Here is a 16,167-nt window from a genome sequence, read left to right as displayed (position 1 = left end):
TGGTCATCAGGAAGAACCTAAGAATTTAAAATGTTTTCGTCATATCTGCAGGAATGATCAGGTTGAAGTCTGTCGGGATATATTCTTTTGCAGGAACTTTCAGCTCAGGATCTTCAGATTCAAAAACTGAGATCACCGCCATTTTAAGGTTCGGGTTCTTTTGCTTGATATACCAGTAGATCCCACCGAATTCCTTACTGTGATAGTTTCCGTTGTAATGGATAAAAGTTTTCCCGGCCTGCATGCTTTTCAGGATAGATTCAGCCATGGTAGCATCTTTTGTAGCTTGTGCCGAAATGAAGTTCATCACTTTTGTCCCTTCGGCATGGTCACCCATCATCGCCTTCATTTCCTGATAACCGGGAGTATCCAATGTTACTTTAATGGGAAGCTGAGCAATATAAGCTTTCTCTTTATCACTTAATGTATTCAAAGATTCCAATCCTTCTTTTGCAGTCTGAGAAGCATATCTTCTTGGAATATTCGTGGCGATAAAGCTCAGCTTTTTAGTTTTAGCAAAATCAACGATCGGTTTGTAATCTGTTGCATAATTATTCCACAATCTGGCGGAGTCCTTTAATGTTTTGGCATCGAACTTCCCGTTTAAATATTGATTCAGCTGATCCTGGTTATCTCTTTCAAACATTTCAGCACCTAAAATAATCTGGCCGTTTTTCTTTTGGAACAAGCCTTCCGTCACTTTCAGCTGAAGCCAGTGATTGATAGAGCTGTTGTGATTTTCCCCAAAGAAAACAACATCATATTCAGCCAGCTCTTTGATTAGCTTATCTGCTTTTACTTCCTTCCCTTTCTTGTCATAAAACTGGTAAGCTTTGAAATCCTGTCCGCTTAACGAACAAAAACCTGCCAGCAAAACGGCTATGAAAATATTTTTCATTTTTATTTATTTAAATACAAATTACACAAATGCTTTTTACAAATATTACAGATTTTACGCTGATTTAAACCACAAAAGTCACAAAAGTTTTTAATTGATTTAAACACTTTAGCACACTTTAGTTTTAAAAAAGTTTTAATATTTTGAAAACCATAAGAACATATAAGCAAAAAATCAAAGATTTTTACAGAACTTAAGTGTACTTCATATACACGATGTATTAAACTTAAAATAACTAAAGTGTTTAATAAGCTTTTGTGACTTTTGTGGTTTAAAAAGCTTGCAAATCAAATTTACCTTTTCTCAGGGAAATCCAGCGATCTGCTTTAAAAACAAAAGGCCGCCTTGAATAAAAAAACAAAACGGCCCATTCAAAATCATCTAACTATTTATTTCTCTAATTCTGCTACTAAATCTTTCCACTCCTGCAGCTCAGGAATTCCAGGTTTTCTTTTTCCGAAGAACTGAACGATGAAATCTCCTTCTTTATTGAATACTTCAATAGCCGTTACTTCCCCGTCTTCAGTGGGCTTCTTAACGATCCATGCTTCTGCAATTTTCGTAACATCCAAATGTAAATTGAAATCCGGATCCATTACATTGAACCACTGCTGGTGCCAAAGTGTTTTCTTCACATTTCCTGTATGGATCTGGATAATTCCTCTGTTTCCAACGAATACCATGATGGGAATATTCTTTTCTGAAGCATCTTCCAGAACATTAACCACTTTAGAATTATCTATCTTTTTAGCAAATCCTTCCGGAGCCAGTCTCAGTGCCTGGGTTCTGCTTACCCCGAATTTTCTTGTCATCATAAAGAAATCGTGGGTATCTTTTAATTCTGTCCATGCTTTTTTGAATCCTTCGGTATCAATCTCAGAATCTGCCTTTTCAGGGGCTTTTGGTGCTACAGCTTCGACAGTAAAAGCCTGGCTCTGGTCTTCAGCTCTGAATTTCTCTACAATGGCATCGAAAGCAGCTTCATCACTGTTTTTGGTCAGGTAAATCTTATGAAGGGCAAGACCGTCTTTCCCGAAGAACTGAAGACTTTTTTTGTCTCCCTCCACTACTGCAAACGCAGATTTCCAGTGGTTAAGAAATATTCTAAGATCGATATCCTCTCCTACGAAAAGCTGTGCATGAGGACTGCTGAAATCACCGTTCTGGTAGATTCCTTTTCTTTCGTGCACACATTCGTCATTGCGGGTAAGCGCCATTACTTTGCCTAACTTTTCTGCTTCGGTAAGGATAGCAGGAAACTCAGGTTTAAGTACCGTTACTCCTTCACCTATGCTTGTTACCAGTAGTTCTGCTTCACTTACGCTCAGCTGTGTTGCAGCATTTCTTATTCTTATATGTGGATTTTCTGCTTTCAGAGCTTCCCATTTTTCCTTTAAATCATTAACTAATGTGCTCATTATTTTATTTTTTTATGGTTAAAACTGTATAAATTCTATGGATGGTTTCGTTTCCTGATTTGCTTTGTATATCTTCTTCTTTTTCAGAAATTTTCATTCTCTTGAAGTGGCTTTTGGAAACAAGCTGCTCCATTTCGCTGTTGCTGTACATGGTAAAATCATATTCTGTAAACGGCAGTCTTTCCATGAATTTTTTCTGTCCGAACGTAAGAACGAAAGTCCCACCCTTTTTTAAAACCCTGTGGATCTCATTGAGAAATTCAACCGGATCTTCCCAGAAATACACGGTATTGACTGTAAATATCTTATCAAAAGATTTGTCTTCAAAAGGAAGTTTTTTTCCTTCATACAATACAAAATCAGCCTGGCTTTCAAAGTCTTTGTTCAGCTTTCTGGCTTCATTGTACATGGTTTCAGAAATATCTACTCCCGTATATTTCAGATTTTGGGCTCTGCTTAAAATATTTTTAAGGTGTCCGGCATTGCCGTGGCCTATTTCAAGGATATGTTCATCATCTTCTATTAAAAGCGTTTTAATGCTTTCCAATGTCATGCTGATGTTGGTAGCGTTCATCATCTCGCCAATCTCTATGCCTTTTTCTCCTTGTGGATTGGCAAGATTCTGCGCAAGGATTTTTAGTTCATCTTTTTCCATGGTTATCCAAAAATGATCATTGGGTTATTGGTAATAGGGTGTCCGCAAATGGTGCACGGAAAATTGTACGCCTGGCTGATCGTTTCAGCAGTAAATACTTCCTGTGGTGTTCCGTATGCGGAAACCTTTCCTGATTTCATTAATAAAATTTTATCTGCAAATTGTGCAGCAAGGTTCAGATCATGCAATACAACAATAGCACTGTTGGCCTTTTTAGTGAAATTCTTAATAATCTCTAAAGCTTTGTACTGATGTTTTATATCTAAATTATTCAAAGGCTCATCCAGAAATACCAGTTTATGAGCAATCTCATTTTCCAGCTGGGCCATTACTCTTGAAAGATGGACACGCTGTTTTTCTCCTCCGGATAGTGTATTGTATTCTCTGTCTTTCAGGTGATAAACATCCGTTTCATACATCAGTTTATTGGCCGCTTCAAGATCTTCTTTGCGTGGCTGTGAATCAAAGTACGGGTAACGTCCCATCATGACCACGTCTTTTACGTCCAGAGGAATCTCGTTGGAATTATGCTGTGAAAATTTAGACTTATGCTGAGATAATACTTTCACTTCCCAGTCTGAAATGGATTTTTCCTTAAATAAAACCTCCTGTTTTCCCTGTCTTATTTCATTGGCTAAAACACTGAGAAGGCTTGATTTCCCGGCTCCGTTGGGTCCTACAATCGCTAAAAATTCGCCATACCCTAAAGAGACATCAACGCCCTCAAGAATATGGAAATCCTTGTGAAGATAATTGATCTGATGCGCTTTTATCATTAGAGTGATTTTTTAAATTTAATTAAAATAGCGATAAAAATGGGTCCTCCGATCAGGGAAGTCAAAATACCGATGGGCAATTCTGATGGTGCCACAATGCTGCGGCTGAATGTATCAGCTATCAACAGTAAAACACTTCCCAAAACAGCTGACAACGGTAAAATGAAAACATAATTTGATTTAAATAAAAGTCTTAAAATATAAGGTACGATAAGACCTACAAAACCAATGGTTCCTGAAAATGCCACACAGGTTCCTATCATCAAAGAGGTAATAATCACAATCTGCTTTTTCAGTTTTTCAACGTTGATTCCTAAATGCTGAGCATCTCTTTCTCCTAACATCATCGCATTCAGCGCTTTTCCTTTTGGAAGCAAAATTGAGTAAGAAATAACAATCACTACAGCCAAAACAATATTCTTGGTCCAGGTGGCAGCGGCTAAACTTCCCATATTCCAGAACGTAAGATCTCTTAACTGTTCATCTTTTGATATATAAATAAGGAATCCTGTAATAGAAAAGCCGATAGATGTAATGGCCACACCGCTTAACAGCATCATGACAACATTGGTTTTTCCTGCGCTGGTAGAGATCCTGTAAACAAGCATCATAGCCAGTAAGGCTCCTAAAAAAGCGGAAATACCAACCAGTGAAAACTGAATCACTTCAGGAAGATATTGTTTGAAATGCCCTCCTAAAACAATGGCAATTGCCGCAAGTAGTGTAGCTCCGGAAGTTAAACCTATTGCTTCACCGGTCGCTAACGGATTTTTAAACAACCCCTGCAGACTTGTCCCTGAGACAGCAAGCATGCTCCCAATCAGAATGGCCATGACAATTCTCGATGCTCTTACCTCCCAAATCACATATTGATCGCTTAAAGATAAGCCCGGATCACCTTTTATATAGTGCCATAGAACTTTGAAGGCTGATGTTCCTCCAAAATCGTAGACTCCTGTATTAAGTGCCAGTACCGCTATAATAGCTAGCAGTACGGCACCTATAGTCAGATAAAAGTATAGTTTACTTTGTGTTCTCAATTAAAAGTTTGTTTAATGCTACTGCTGCTTCTCCCAGTCTAGGCCCGAAACCTGAAACCAATCCTCCGTCCATTGCAATGATCTTTTTGTTTTTACCTGCGTTGGTCTGTGCTACGCCCGGCATTTTAAGAGCTCCTTCGTTTCCGCCGGCACCCTGAAGTCCTGTTTCAAAGAAGAATAAAATATCAGGATTAGCTTTTACAACAGCCTCTGGTGTCAATGGCTTGAAATCTTCAAAATCGTTCACTGCATTTTCTCCACCAGCAAGGCCGATTAGAGAGGCCATAGGTGTATTTTTACCTGAAACCATCAGCATGTTTCCTCTTGCGTAGATGAACAATACTTTTGGCTTTTTAGCGATAGGCTGAATTTGTTTCAGATCAGCATCGATTTTATCGTTTAATTTCTGATAATCTGTATTTCCTACTGCTTTAGCTACATCAGCGATAAGCTTTTTAGTTCCTTCTACCGTGTATTCCTGCTTGAAAATCTCAGCCTGGATTCCTGAAGACTTGATTTTAGCCATCAATTCAGGGTTGATATCTTTTTCTGAAGCTAAAATCAAAGTTGGACTTACCGCCATAATCGGCTCGATTGTCATGGATCTTACGTGTCCAAGGTCTTTGGCCGTAGCTTTTAATGTTGAAGGATAGGTGCTGGTAACATCTGTTCCTACAATTTCTTTTTCGTGGCCCAGCGCGCTTACAATTTCTGTGATTCCACCGCTCAGGGTAACGATTTTGTTATTCGTTTTCGGAGCTTCAGAAGAGGTCTCTGTTCCATTTTCTGTCTTAGCACTTTCTGCTTTTTTGCATGAATATACTGCCATCAGAATGGAAGCTGCAAGGATTAATTTTTTCATGATATACTATTATTTGATTATTATAAAGGGTCAAACTCGAAATTGGTAGTGCCGCGGTGCCCGTCTTCGCTTTTCATGGTATTAAATCTTAGCTTAAAATAAAAGCCTTCAGCATCTTTCAGGACAAAAAAACGGTCTGCATAAACATGTGGCTGTGGATTATCTGCTGTTCCCGTAGTGGTTCTCCATTTATCACCAAGAGCCCTCTGATCATTAAATATAAACTTTGACTGATCCACATCTCCTAATTTAAATGAATTGTAAGCCTGATCAAGATTCCCTGCCGCAGTTACCTGGTATACTCCTACTCCGTTAAGGGTATTTGTTACCACAAAATCCGCAAAGAAATAACTTCCGGCACTTACACCGGGCGCTGTAAACACTTCATTGGTAAATGTGGTAAAGCCAAGGTCCCAATTTTTTTTCTTAGGCTGAATTTTCACCGGCATCCCAGCATTGAAACTGAAAAAAGTAAAATTATAATCTGTATCTTTTGGTATGAAATACTCACTGTAACTCGTTGTATTTCCTACATCAGCATAGCGTATTTTATACCCGTTTAATGCTCTGAAAATCTGAATTTTTTTCCAGCCCCTGGCAGCGCCGGATAAGTTAACTGAGCCTGGCCCGATATTATCAGAAGACGGAATATCTCTTCCAAGATTTAACAGATACACAGGATTTTCCGCATCATTTTCCTTAATAGGTTCAATTCCTGAGGTCTGGGTAAGGAAATTCCCGTCAGGATGATCAATGTATTGCATATTGGCCGGATCAAATGTCCCAACCATTATGCTTCCTTTAAGGGTGGCAACGTCGGCTTCTGTTACTGTTTTAATATCCGTTTTATTAGGTACTTTTGCCACTGTCATAGCAAGAGAGCTGTTGATCACTACATGAAATCCATCTCCGGTATAGAAACCAAGATCCCAGTCTGTTCTTTTATTGACAGAAGGCTTTTCATAATCACTTAAGTCTATCCAGACCTGATTGGGTTCGGTAGCGCCTCCTACCTTTACTTCTACTACAGATCCGGTAATTGGCGGTGCCGGAACAGGATCTTCATCAGCCGAAACACAGGACTGTAAAGCAACAGCTGAGAAAAGGGCGAATATTTTTAAATAGTTCATAAGGGTAGCTTTTTAGAATTGATAGATTAATCTCGCGAAATAACTTCTTCCGTAATACAGATTAAGACGGTCAGTCGCTCCGTTATGGGCAGTTCCGGCAGTAGCGGTTGTGTTAATAGTCGTTACATCAAATATATTTTTCACTCCTACAGAAAGTTCCATATGATCTTTCCAGAATGGCTGGCTTACAATAAAGTCCATCATATGGAAATCATCTGTTTTTCCCAGTCTGAAGCCTGTACCTTCACTTTCCAGCACATAATTTCTTCCCGGACCGGTATATTTATAGTAAAGGGCAAAACCCGTTTTGGTATTTTTCAATTTATAATTTGCCGACGCTCCTGCCTGAACAAGGTATTGGTAATCTGTAGGTGATGCATGATTTAATGAATTCAGGGATACTGAAGTCCCGCTTACAGATCCTCTTAAGGATAAGGCCAGCTGGTCTTTTTTAAAGTCTATATTGGCAGAGAACAGCATGTTTCTGTACTTGTCCATATTCATATACTTGTAGGTAGAGGGATCTTTTACGAGTACCATTTCTATTCTGTCCCGTACGTCCAGATATAATGCATTAACGCTGTACCCAATTTTCCAGTCGTTTGCTGAAAAATTCTGGTCCCAGAAAGCGCCTGCTGAAAAGCCTTTTTCAGGATTCAGATCAGGGTTTCCCTGTACATCGTGATTGATATTCACGAAATATGTATAAAGCTCATCGTAGGTAGGGAAACGGTTTGCAGTACCTGCCACAGCCCTTAAATTGGAATTTTCAGAAGTTTTATATCTTGCTGAAAGTGAATAATTAAACTGGTTGTCAAAATTTTCACTGACGGATAGTCTTGCACCCGGCCTTACAGAAAAACGGTCTGAAATATTCCATTCTGCAGAAAGGAAGTTGGAATAGGTGAAAATTTTCCTTTTCACGGCTTCACCAAAGAAATCTCCGGCAATCAAAGCTGCATATCCATTGGTATAATCCAATTCGTAACCAAGCTGGAAATCGAATGTCTTATTATTGAGAAAATTACTGAACATTCCTCTTGAATAGATGACATCTGTCTTGTAATAAGATGTGTCTTCCCTGCTGATTCTGACAGATCTGTTGGGAATATCGTAATTATAATCCTGGTATTTTCTGTCCTGGTTCTGGTAAGAAAAATCTCCCATATAGCGGATACTCCCAATACTGGTCTGAATATTAAACTGATGGGCCCATCGTTTGGTATTATATTCCCGGTCTATACTTTCGTAAAGTGCACCTCCCATTCCATCGTTCAGGGGAATCCTGTTAACTTCCGGATTATAGAAATTGAATTTTTCGTACAGGTAAGACAGTTTGTAGTAGAAAGAAGTTTTATTTTTTGAATACCGTATTAGTGCAGAGGCATCGTACTGATCTTTCGGGTTCCATTCAAAGCCTCTTTTATTATCTCTTTCAAAATATTTATAACCTTTGCTCTCTCCTTCATAGCCCATAAACTGGTTATGATTAAAGCTGATATTGGCAAACCAGTTATTATCAATATTATAGTCTACATTAAGGTTCTGAATATGCCTTCCGTTTCCTTTTTTCTTCAGGTCGTAATTATCCCTTACGGTTTCTTCCTGCAGAGAAGCTCTAACACTTACCTTTTTTGTATTGCTTTTTTTGGTGATAATATTGATAACTCCGGCTACTGCTCCGTTACCATATTCTACTCCCATGCTTCCTTTTACCACTTCAATTCTCTCTACATTATTCAGTGAAAGTTTCGTAAGGTCAATATTACTTCCTAATCCTGTATCACCTACTACGGGAATATTATCTATCAGTACTTTTACATAATTGCCATCAAGCCCCATCATATTGGCTGTAGAGTTTCCCGACCGGGTGTCCGGTGTAATCTGAATATTAAGACTTTGATTTAAAACATCTGCAACATTGGTAGCTGCCATATTTTTGATCTGCTGGGCATCTATAACTTCAACTTTATATATTGATTTATTGATGGACTGCTGCGTGTACTGTCCCGTGATAACAACTTCCTCTATTTTATTTTTATTAAGAGAATCTTTTTCTTGTGCATTCATCCAAAAGGCAATGGATAATGATAGAACGGAAAGCACTTTCTTCTTCATAAAGCAAAAATTTTGGCAAATATAATGCTTTATTTAGAATAGTTAAAAATAAATACTTATTTTTGTAGAATAATTCTAAATAAAAATAACGTTATGAAATTAAAACTACTTTTAGGAACATTAATGTTTACGGCTGCTACAGCGCATGCACAAGTAGCGACGCTTAATGAAAATTTCAACAACTTTACTATTGGAACCACGACTTTTCCTCAGGGAGGATGGTCTGCCGTTGTAGCTCCTATTACGGGTGTATTTCCACCTGCACCTCCAAGAATGATTGTAGCTGCTCTGGACAACGACAATACGCAGAGATTTATCCAGTCTTATGCTGGCAATAATGCAACATCTCCCTCTTATCTTATTTCTCCTAAAATCGAGAATCTAACAGGAAATAAAGTTTTAACATTTACCACTACATTGGTATCTCCATCTCCCGGACCGGGAACAATACAAATCGGGTTAGCAACAAGCGCCAGCGATATGTCGACTTTTGTGTCTGTAGGAAACCCTATCGATGTAACTACAATTGGAGTAATTCAGAACATAAGTGTTAATATTCCCGCGACTACGGGGTCTTATATTGTTTTTAAATTTACTCCAAGTGCTACTCACGTAGCGGTACAGATAGATGATGTTGTGTACAATACTTCTACTACTTTAGGAGTTAACGATACTGCTAAATCCAAAGAGAACTTCAGATTTGCTGTAAGCTCAGACAACAATGCTTTAGAATTCATTACAAGAACAGAACCTAAAAAGATAGAGGTTTATTCGGCTTCAGGACAAAAAGCAGCAGAAGGAAAATTAAAAGGACAGAAATTTGATATCAGCGGACTTCAGCCAGGAGTTTACTATATGTTGGTGGAAACTGCTGAAGGTTCAGCAGTAAAATCTAAATTTATCAAAAAATAAGGTTTATTAGACTAGTATTATGCCTTTCTGAAGCCGGCCGGAGATAACTCCTGCTGGCTCTTTTATATCGGTTAAGGCTGTCTTTTAAATACAAATTCTGAAACACGACAAATATCATGTTTTTATTTAGAATGATTAAAAATAATTATTTACTTTTGTGGAATCATTCTAAATAATAACTCAAAAAAAATGTTATGAAAGCAAAACTATTATTGGCTTCGGTATTGGCTCTTTCTGTTCAGCAGACTGTCCTCTCACAAACTGATGCATTAGGATACACGCAGGCAAATATGACGATGGGGCCTTCCTACCAGAATCGTGTGTTTTTTAACCTTGCCGACGGAAATATGGTTTCCCAGCCGGCGAATACCTGGGATGTAGCATTTTACAGAAATTCTAATTTTGCATTTGGTTCCAGAGTTAATGATGCTCTGAATATTGAAGTGTATACTGCTTCTACCAACCTGGCAGATTGGGATAATATCAATATCAGCAATATAGCAAATTGGGGTGAGCCGTTATATAACCCTGACCAAACTACTGATATCAGCCAGGGAGCTTTTGAACAAGGTCCTGTTACATCACCTAATCCTAATATTCCATCAACAGGCTGGGGCGTATACAATCCCATGAACCATCATATTGAAGGAAAAGCTATTTTTGTTTTAAAGTATACCACATCCAATACTTATGTGAAATTTGCCATTGAAGATGCTTTTGCAGGATATACATTCAAATATTCTAAATGGAACGGAACAGCATGGGGGCCTACTGAAACAAGAACCATTGCCAACGGATCGGATGATGCCTATTTCAACTATTTCTCATTTACTACAGGAGCAAAAGTTCCCAATATGGAGCCGTCTAAAAGTGCTTGGGACTTAATGTTTACGAAGTATTACACTTTCTATAATAATATGATGATGTATCCTCTTACAGGAGCCATCCAGGGACCTGGTGTAAAAGTGGCAAAGGTACAGCCTGAAACACAGGAAACAGTCGCATTCTCTACACCTGCTAATGCTAATTTCTCTTCCAACATTACTACAATTGGTCATTCATGGAAAGGAATCGGAAATGTTTACAATAATGTGGTGTATTACGTGAAAAAAGGTAACGATTACTACAGAATGTACTTCACAACCAATGGAGGTGCTTCTACCGGAGATATGTATTTTAAATACAAAAAGATCACAGCTACTTTGGGAATAACGGAAGTGAGCAAAAAAGCATCTTTCGGGATTTATCCAAATCCTACAACAGCGGACAAAAAAGTGACTGTACTTTTTGATGTAAAAGAAAAGGCCAATAATAAGGGAACCATCGAGGTTTATGATCTTACAGGGAAAAAAGTACACACTGCTGAACTGACCAACCAAGCGGGCTTTTACAAGCAGGATCTGAACTTATCACATCTTACTGCAGGAAATTATTTAGTGAAAATCACTTTCGGAGGCAGTACGGAAACGAAAAAACTTATTGTAAAATAACTCAAAATTTTAATACTTTCTATTTTTTCTAATCAAAAGGCGGCTTCAGTATTCTGAGCCCGCCTTTTATATGTTTTTTTAATTTAAAAATTGAAGAATTCAAAGATTAAAATCTTAATACCATTAAATCTTTCAATTTTTTAAATCAATAAATCTTAAACCCTTTATAAACTTCTGCAGAGCTTTCCATGATTTTTGAGGCATCTTTACGGAAATCCAGAAGGTGGTCCTGCCCGTTGTGTCTGTTATGATGTTCAACACTTTCCCACAACTCGATCAGAAAGAAAGTTCCTTTGTTATCTTTATCTTCAATAAGATCGTACTGAAGGCATCCTTCTTCTTTTCTGGTCTCTTTTACAAGATTCTGAAACAGTTCCACAGCATCCATCAGGTAGTTTTCGTTAAACTTAAAAAGTGCTACTATATGCAAATTCATGTTCTAATATTTAGGGTGTAAAAGTAGAATATTTTCAATGTTAAACATGTTTTTGAGGCATTTATTTTTCTGAAAAGCCGATAAATTTTACTTGAAAACTGATTTATAAATAGTTATCAAACTCATTACAATAACAAGGGCTCCAATAACCAGAAACATTTTTTTAACAGGAAGTTTTGCTGTAAGCATGGCAGAAAAAGGAGCAGTAATGATCCCCCCTATCACAAGACCAAGGATGATATTCCAATGCTGGATCCCAAGGGTAAAGAAGAAAGTTATGGCGGCTGTGATGGTCAGTATGAATTTGGCAACGGTAGAACTGCCTACTGCAAATCTGGGGATAAAAGCATTTTTAATAAGGGTCCCTGTAACCAATGGGCCCCAACCTCCTCCGGCAAATGAATCTATAAAGCCGCCGATTACACCAAGCCTTGTAAGATTGGTTTTCTTTTTCATTGCCCTGTTCTGCTTATTTTTAAAAGCATTAGAGAGGATCTGAATTCCCAGATAAAGCGTATAAAAAGCAATAAGTGTTTTTGTAATCTTGGCATAGTATTCTCCTAAATAGGTTAGGCTTACCGCCCCGATAATAGCTCCAATCACTGCCGGAACAGCCAGTTTCTTAACTAAACTTTTACTCACATTTTTGAGTTTGATATGGCTTAAACTTCCCGCAGCTGTGGTAAAACTTTCAGCAGAATGAATACTGGCACTTACAATATGAGGTGGAATGTTCAGAAACAAAAGGGTTGTTGTACAGATCACTCCATAACCCATTCCCATGGATCCGGCTACAATCTCCGCGAAAACGCCGACCAGCATCATCCAGTAAAAAATATAATTGTCTTTGGCAAGAACATTCATCAGCCCATCCAGATAACCCATTTCATGCATGGATAAAACAGCAATCAGCAATACCGCAGCCGTAATAAAGAATATATTGAGTCTTATCTGGATCTTTCTTGAAATTATCATATTACATATCATTACAGCTCTACTCTATCGCTTTATCAGATATTCTGTATCATATGCATTTAGAATCTTAAAACTGAAATAAAGCAGTATTCGGTGTGATTAAACATTTGGGGTACTGCAAATATCAAATAAAAATATTATCCTACCAAATAAGTAGACTAATTATTCAAAAAAAAGGACCAGGTCAGTCGACCAGATCCATCAGAGTTTTTTTCTCAAGAATATTCAGAGAGGCATCCCGGACTTCTATAAGCACATCATGCAGTCCGCAATGCTCTTCATTACAATCTTCACATTTTTCATAAAAATTTAAGCTGACACACGGCAACATGGCAATAGGACCGTTTACGAGCCGGATGATTTTTGCCAGTTTTACATTTTCAGGGTTTCCCCTTAAAAAGTAACCTCCTCCTTTACCTTTTTTACTGTCAAGGATATCTGCTTTTTTCAGTTCCAGCAGAATATTTTCTAAAAACTTCAAAGGGATCTTCTTATGTTCCGCAATTTCGGAAATAAGGACCGGGCCATCATTCCTTTTTTCTACAAGGTATGAAAGCGCTTTAAAAGCATATTGGGATTTTTTTGAAAGCATTACAGCAAAAATAAGAAAATAGTTTGAATTATATAAATGGAGAATGATGATCGCAAAAGGTAATTTCTCCAATTGATACATTAACGTTCCATAACGTTGTTCCTTTCCCATTAAATTCTTAAGTTTGTCCATATGTTCAGTAAACAAGAAACACAACAGCTAAAAAAAGAGTTTTGGACGGCTTTTGGAAAGTCTTTTCCGAGAAAATGGATTCTGTATGATACCAAAATCAAGGATCTGTCATTTAAATTTTATGCCGACAATAAAAAAGCAGCGGTTTCATTGGATATAGAAATGAAAGATGAAGTCTTCCGGAATGCTTATTATGAAAAGATATGGTCTTTGGAAGACATTCTGAAAGATTTTATAGGCGACTTTCAAAAGGAAGAGCATTTTGCCCTTGATAACGGAAAAGTGATCAGCAAAATCTGGGTGGAAAAACATAACGTTTCAATATTCAATAAAAATACATGGCAGGAAACTTTTGAGTTTTTCCGGGAGAAAATGGATGGTTTTGAAAGGTTTTATTATGAATATGAGGATTTTATAAAGGATGTTTAAATAAATTTCGGCATCTGAAATCAATCTGTTTGCTCACAATTTCTAATCAAAAAATCTTTATTTAATATTAATATATAATTCCTTAATTCTCTGATTTTAAATATATTTGGAGTCGTAAAAACTAACCCATGAAAACAGAAGCAGAATTGAGAATTTTAAGCTCAAAGCTCATCCACATGCCGTTGAGAAAAAATTCAGATTGTACAAACCCAAACTTTAACAATAAGCAATGTCATTCTGCCCGTTTTCTTGTTCCTTGGTGGCATGTGAATAAAGAATTTACTATAAAATCTGCATCTAAATTGCATGAGATTCTCTATCACCAATTTAAAAACTTTATCAAGAAGAGAACCAATACACTGATAACACAATATACACTAACTAATAACCATGAAAAAAGTATATAAAAACATTTTTGGAGAAGTGATTTCAAAAGCCAAAGCTGAGAAGCTGGACGATTATCATTTATATTATTATGAAAAAGATTCCGGGGTGCTGAAAGAAATTGAGTTCCTCACTGATGATGAAATATATAATATTAATTATTTTATGAGTCACGATGAGGATGAAAAACAGATTATAAATTATCTGAAGAAGAAATCCGATCTTTTCGATATTGAAAAGAGGGAATCCTCCGGAGACTTTATTATTGCTACCAACAAAATATATTCCTTATCCGCAGATGAAAAGCCTTTGATCTCAAAAACGGTTTTTTATCACGATGATCCTGAAAATTTTATCTGTTCCCAGATCCTGGACGCTGAAACATTGAAACCTATCCCGGAAAGAACAACAAAATGCTGGTACACTTCTGATGAAAACGGCGAAAAATATGCTGCTATAGAGTTCAGCTATCAGGAAGACGGAAAACTTGAGCTGGCAATAGATAAAACGCCTAACCCTGATAATGACCTGGAATGGGAACATTATGAGTATTCTACTTTTAAGGATCTGCAGAGCAAAATTCAAACTGACATAAGCTATTATAAGACAGCCCGTCTGCTTCCTGAGCCTGTAGAGCAAGAATAATAAAATCTTTATTGCATCGAAAATCAAACAACCGTTTACATTTTTTCGTATTTTTAATAAAATAAAAATGTCGGGTTTAACAGTGTTATACAATACTTTTAAACTCTTCATAATGATCAAATATTAATATCAATTACCAATCACAATGGAAGAGAATTCGTTTATATTTACTGATGGACAGGATCCTAAAATGATCGAAGCATATGAAAGAGCAAGAGAAACTTTTAAATATTTCTGGCGGGAACTGTCCTGGGAAAACAGAAGAATTATTCCCGGTCTTGACCTTGCCTGCGTGAAGGCAGCATTCAGTGAAACAAATCCTGAAACAGGAGAAAATACAGTAGAACACATGTGGATCAATGAGGTTGATTTTGACGGTGATACGGTAAGCGGATTCCTGATTAACAATCCCAACAATCTTACCAACATCCAGTCTGGAGATTATTTTGAGATTCCACTGAATGAGATCAGCGACTGGCTTTTTGCCATCACTCCTGCTGATAAGAAGCCCAAAGGACTCTCCAAATTATTTTCTTCACCCGCCAATCCTTTACCGAAAGCTTATGGTGGATTTACCATTCATAAAATGCGAGCTGATATGTCTGATGATGAAAGAAAAGAGCACGACAACGCATGGCAGCTTGATTTTGGAGATTTCAATGATATACAACTAGTGAATGAACAGAAGGAAAAACCAGAAAATATTATAGAACATCCGATGAGTAAAAATATGGAAGGAGAATTCCTAAAATTCCTTCAGGAATATCCTGACGAACTTACCAACAAAGATGAAAACGGACTTACACTTCTTCATAAAGAAACCATCGCCGGAAATCTTACCTCTGTAAAAGTTATTCTGGGAGCCGGAGCAGATAAAAATGTAAAATCTAACAATGGAAAAACGGCTTTGGATTACGCTAAACAATTGAGATGGCAGCATATTATACCGGTTTTGGAAGGTTAAATAATATTTGATTAAAAACATTCAGCATATAAAAAGGGAAACTTCGGTTTCTCTTTTTGTTTTTATCAAATTACTTCTCCTCTTATATCTTAATTATTCCAGCTATTCTATTCATGGAAAGTAAATGTTTTGCTTCCTATTATAATACGACAGGTTTTGTCGCTTTGTAGTAATACTTTTGTATTATAACAACTTGGCATACCAATAAAAACACGAATAAGTGATAAAATTGATATTAAATCACATTCATATGACTTTGATACGTTAAAAAACGTTAAATTTGCAGAATTATACCAACTAATACACACAAA

The 16,167-nt window shown here is 37.1% G+C and carries 18 protein-coding genes; 6 read left to right on the top strand and 12 right to left on the bottom strand.

The annotated features are described in order from the left end of the window. Positions 1 to 25: 25 nt before the first annotated feature. The 8 genes from DRF60_RS06980 to DRF60_RS06945 all read right to left on the bottom strand — a co-directional run bounded on the left by DRF60_RS06980 (position 26) and on the right by DRF60_RS06945 (position 8,897). Positions 26 to 898, bottom strand: a complete 873-nt coding sequence (locus DRF60_RS06980; RefSeq protein WP_116011394.1) for a ChaN family lipoprotein — start codon at positions 896 to 898, stop codon at positions 26 to 28. A 389-nt stretch (positions 899 to 1,287) separates the two neighbouring features. Further along, positions 1,288 to 2,316 carry a hemin-degrading factor gene (locus tag DRF60_RS06975; RefSeq protein ID WP_116011393.1) on the bottom strand — a complete coding sequence of 343 codons (1,029 nt, stop codon included), beginning with the start codon at positions 2,314 to 2,316 and terminating at the stop codon, positions 1,288 to 1,290. A gap of 4 nt (positions 2,317 to 2,320) precedes the next feature. Beyond that, the gene (locus DRF60_RS06970; RefSeq protein WP_116011392.1) at positions 2,321 to 2,971 is read right to left on the bottom strand and encodes a class I SAM-dependent methyltransferase; all 651 of its coding nucleotides are present in this window, start codon (positions 2,969 to 2,971) and stop codon (positions 2,321 to 2,323) included. A gap of 2 nt (positions 2,972 to 2,973) precedes the next feature. Continuing rightward, the gene (locus DRF60_RS06965) at positions 2,974 to 3,747 is read right to left on the bottom strand and encodes a heme ABC transporter ATP-binding protein (protein WP_116011391.1); all 774 of its coding nucleotides are present in this window, start codon (positions 3,745 to 3,747) and stop codon (positions 2,974 to 2,976) included. Beyond that, positions 3,747 to 4,787, bottom strand: coding sequence for a FecCD family ABC transporter permease (locus tag DRF60_RS06960; RefSeq protein ID WP_116011390.1), 1,041 nt, complete (start codon positions 4,785 to 4,787; stop codon positions 3,747 to 3,749). Before DRF60_RS06960 ends, DRF60_RS06965 begins: the two co-directional genes overlap by 1 nt. Beyond that, complete coding sequence (locus DRF60_RS06955; RefSeq protein WP_116011389.1) at positions 4,771 to 5,649, bottom strand: heme/hemin ABC transporter substrate-binding protein; 879 nt, start codon at positions 5,647 to 5,649, stop codon at positions 4,771 to 4,773. The genes DRF60_RS06960 and DRF60_RS06955 overlap by 17 nt, the downstream gene beginning before the upstream one ends. A 20-nt stretch (positions 5,650 to 5,669) precedes the next feature. Then, the gene (locus DRF60_RS06950) at positions 5,670 to 6,779 is read right to left on the bottom strand and encodes an HmuY family protein (RefSeq protein WP_116011388.1); all 1,110 of its coding nucleotides are present in this window, start codon (positions 6,777 to 6,779) and stop codon (positions 5,670 to 5,672) included. 12 nt (positions 6,780 to 6,791) lie between these two features. Further along, a complete protein-coding gene (locus DRF60_RS06945; protein WP_116011387.1) occupies positions 6,792 to 8,897 on the bottom strand; it encodes a TonB-dependent receptor plug domain-containing protein in 2,106 nt (701 codons plus the stop codon). 93 nt (positions 8,898 to 8,990) lie between these two features. Here DRF60_RS06945 and DRF60_RS06940 point away from each other — a divergent pair, with 93 nt between their 5' ends. Further along, positions 8,991 to 9,809, top strand: a complete 819-nt coding sequence (locus tag DRF60_RS06940) for a T9SS-dependent choice-of-anchor J family protein (protein WP_116011386.1) — start codon at positions 8,991 to 8,993, stop codon at positions 9,807 to 9,809. Between the two features lie 194 nt (positions 9,810 to 10,003). Further along, on the top strand, positions 10,004 to 11,299 hold the full coding sequence (locus tag DRF60_RS06935; protein ID WP_116011385.1) for a T9SS type A sorting domain-containing protein: 1,296 nt from the start codon (positions 10,004 to 10,006) through the stop codon (positions 11,297 to 11,299). Between the two features lie 145 nt (positions 11,300 to 11,444). Here the strand turns inward: DRF60_RS06935 and DRF60_RS06930 are convergent, their stop codons facing one another. The 3 genes from DRF60_RS06930 to DRF60_RS06920 all read right to left on the bottom strand — a co-directional run bounded on the left by DRF60_RS06930 (position 11,445) and on the right by DRF60_RS06920 (position 13,302). Continuing rightward, positions 11,445 to 11,735 carry a putative quinol monooxygenase gene (locus DRF60_RS06930; RefSeq protein WP_116011384.1) on the bottom strand — a complete coding sequence of 97 codons (291 nt, stop codon included), beginning with the start codon at positions 11,733 to 11,735 and terminating at the stop codon, positions 11,445 to 11,447. Positions 11,736 to 11,822: 87 nt separating this feature from the next. After that, positions 11,823 to 12,710, bottom strand: coding sequence for a sulfite exporter TauE/SafE family protein (locus DRF60_RS06925; RefSeq protein WP_116011383.1), 888 nt, complete (start codon positions 12,708 to 12,710; stop codon positions 11,823 to 11,825). Positions 12,711 to 12,894: 184 nt separating this feature from the next. After that, entirely contained in the window at positions 12,895 to 13,302 is a 408-nt protein-coding gene (locus tag DRF60_RS06920) for an RrF2 family transcriptional regulator (protein WP_116011601.1), read from the bottom strand. Between the two features lie 132 nt (positions 13,303 to 13,434). On the opposite strand from DRF60_RS06920, the gene DRF60_RS06915 reads away from it, so the two are divergent. The 4 genes from DRF60_RS06915 to DRF60_RS06900 all read left to right on the top strand — a co-directional run bounded on the left by DRF60_RS06915 (position 13,435) and on the right by DRF60_RS06900 (position 15,856). After that, the gene (locus DRF60_RS06915) at positions 13,435 to 13,863 is read left to right on the top strand and encodes a DUF4268 domain-containing protein (protein WP_116011382.1); all 429 of its coding nucleotides are present in this window, start codon (positions 13,435 to 13,437) and stop codon (positions 13,861 to 13,863) included. A gap of 128 nt (positions 13,864 to 13,991) precedes the next feature. Then, positions 13,992 to 14,270: a hypothetical protein gene (locus tag DRF60_RS06910; RefSeq protein ID WP_116011381.1), complete on the top strand. Its 279-nt coding sequence runs from the start codon at positions 13,992 to 13,994 to the stop codon at positions 14,268 to 14,270. Continuing rightward, positions 14,254 to 14,892, top strand: a complete 639-nt coding sequence (locus DRF60_RS06905) for a hypothetical protein (protein ID WP_116011380.1) — start codon at positions 14,254 to 14,256, stop codon at positions 14,890 to 14,892. The genes DRF60_RS06910 and DRF60_RS06905 overlap by 17 nt, the downstream gene beginning before the upstream one ends. A gap of 145 nt (positions 14,893 to 15,037) precedes the next feature. Next, positions 15,038 to 15,856, top strand: coding sequence for a DUF2314 domain-containing protein (locus tag DRF60_RS06900; protein WP_116011379.1), 819 nt, complete (start codon positions 15,038 to 15,040; stop codon positions 15,854 to 15,856). A 107-nt stretch (positions 15,857 to 15,963) separates the two neighbouring features. Here the strand turns inward: DRF60_RS06900 and DRF60_RS21555 are convergent. After that, positions 15,964 to 16,167: hypothetical protein (locus DRF60_RS21555; RefSeq protein WP_238640086.1), on the bottom strand; the 204-nt coding region annotated here is incomplete at its 5' end.

It is taken from the genome of Chryseobacterium elymi (assembly GCF_003385495.1).
Taxonomy (GTDB): Bacteria; Bacteroidota; Bacteroidia; order Flavobacteriales; family Weeksellaceae; genus Chryseobacterium; species Chryseobacterium elymi.
The sequence above is the reverse complement of the archived record's forward strand: the minus strand, read 5'-3'. Positions and strand labels throughout refer to the sequence as shown.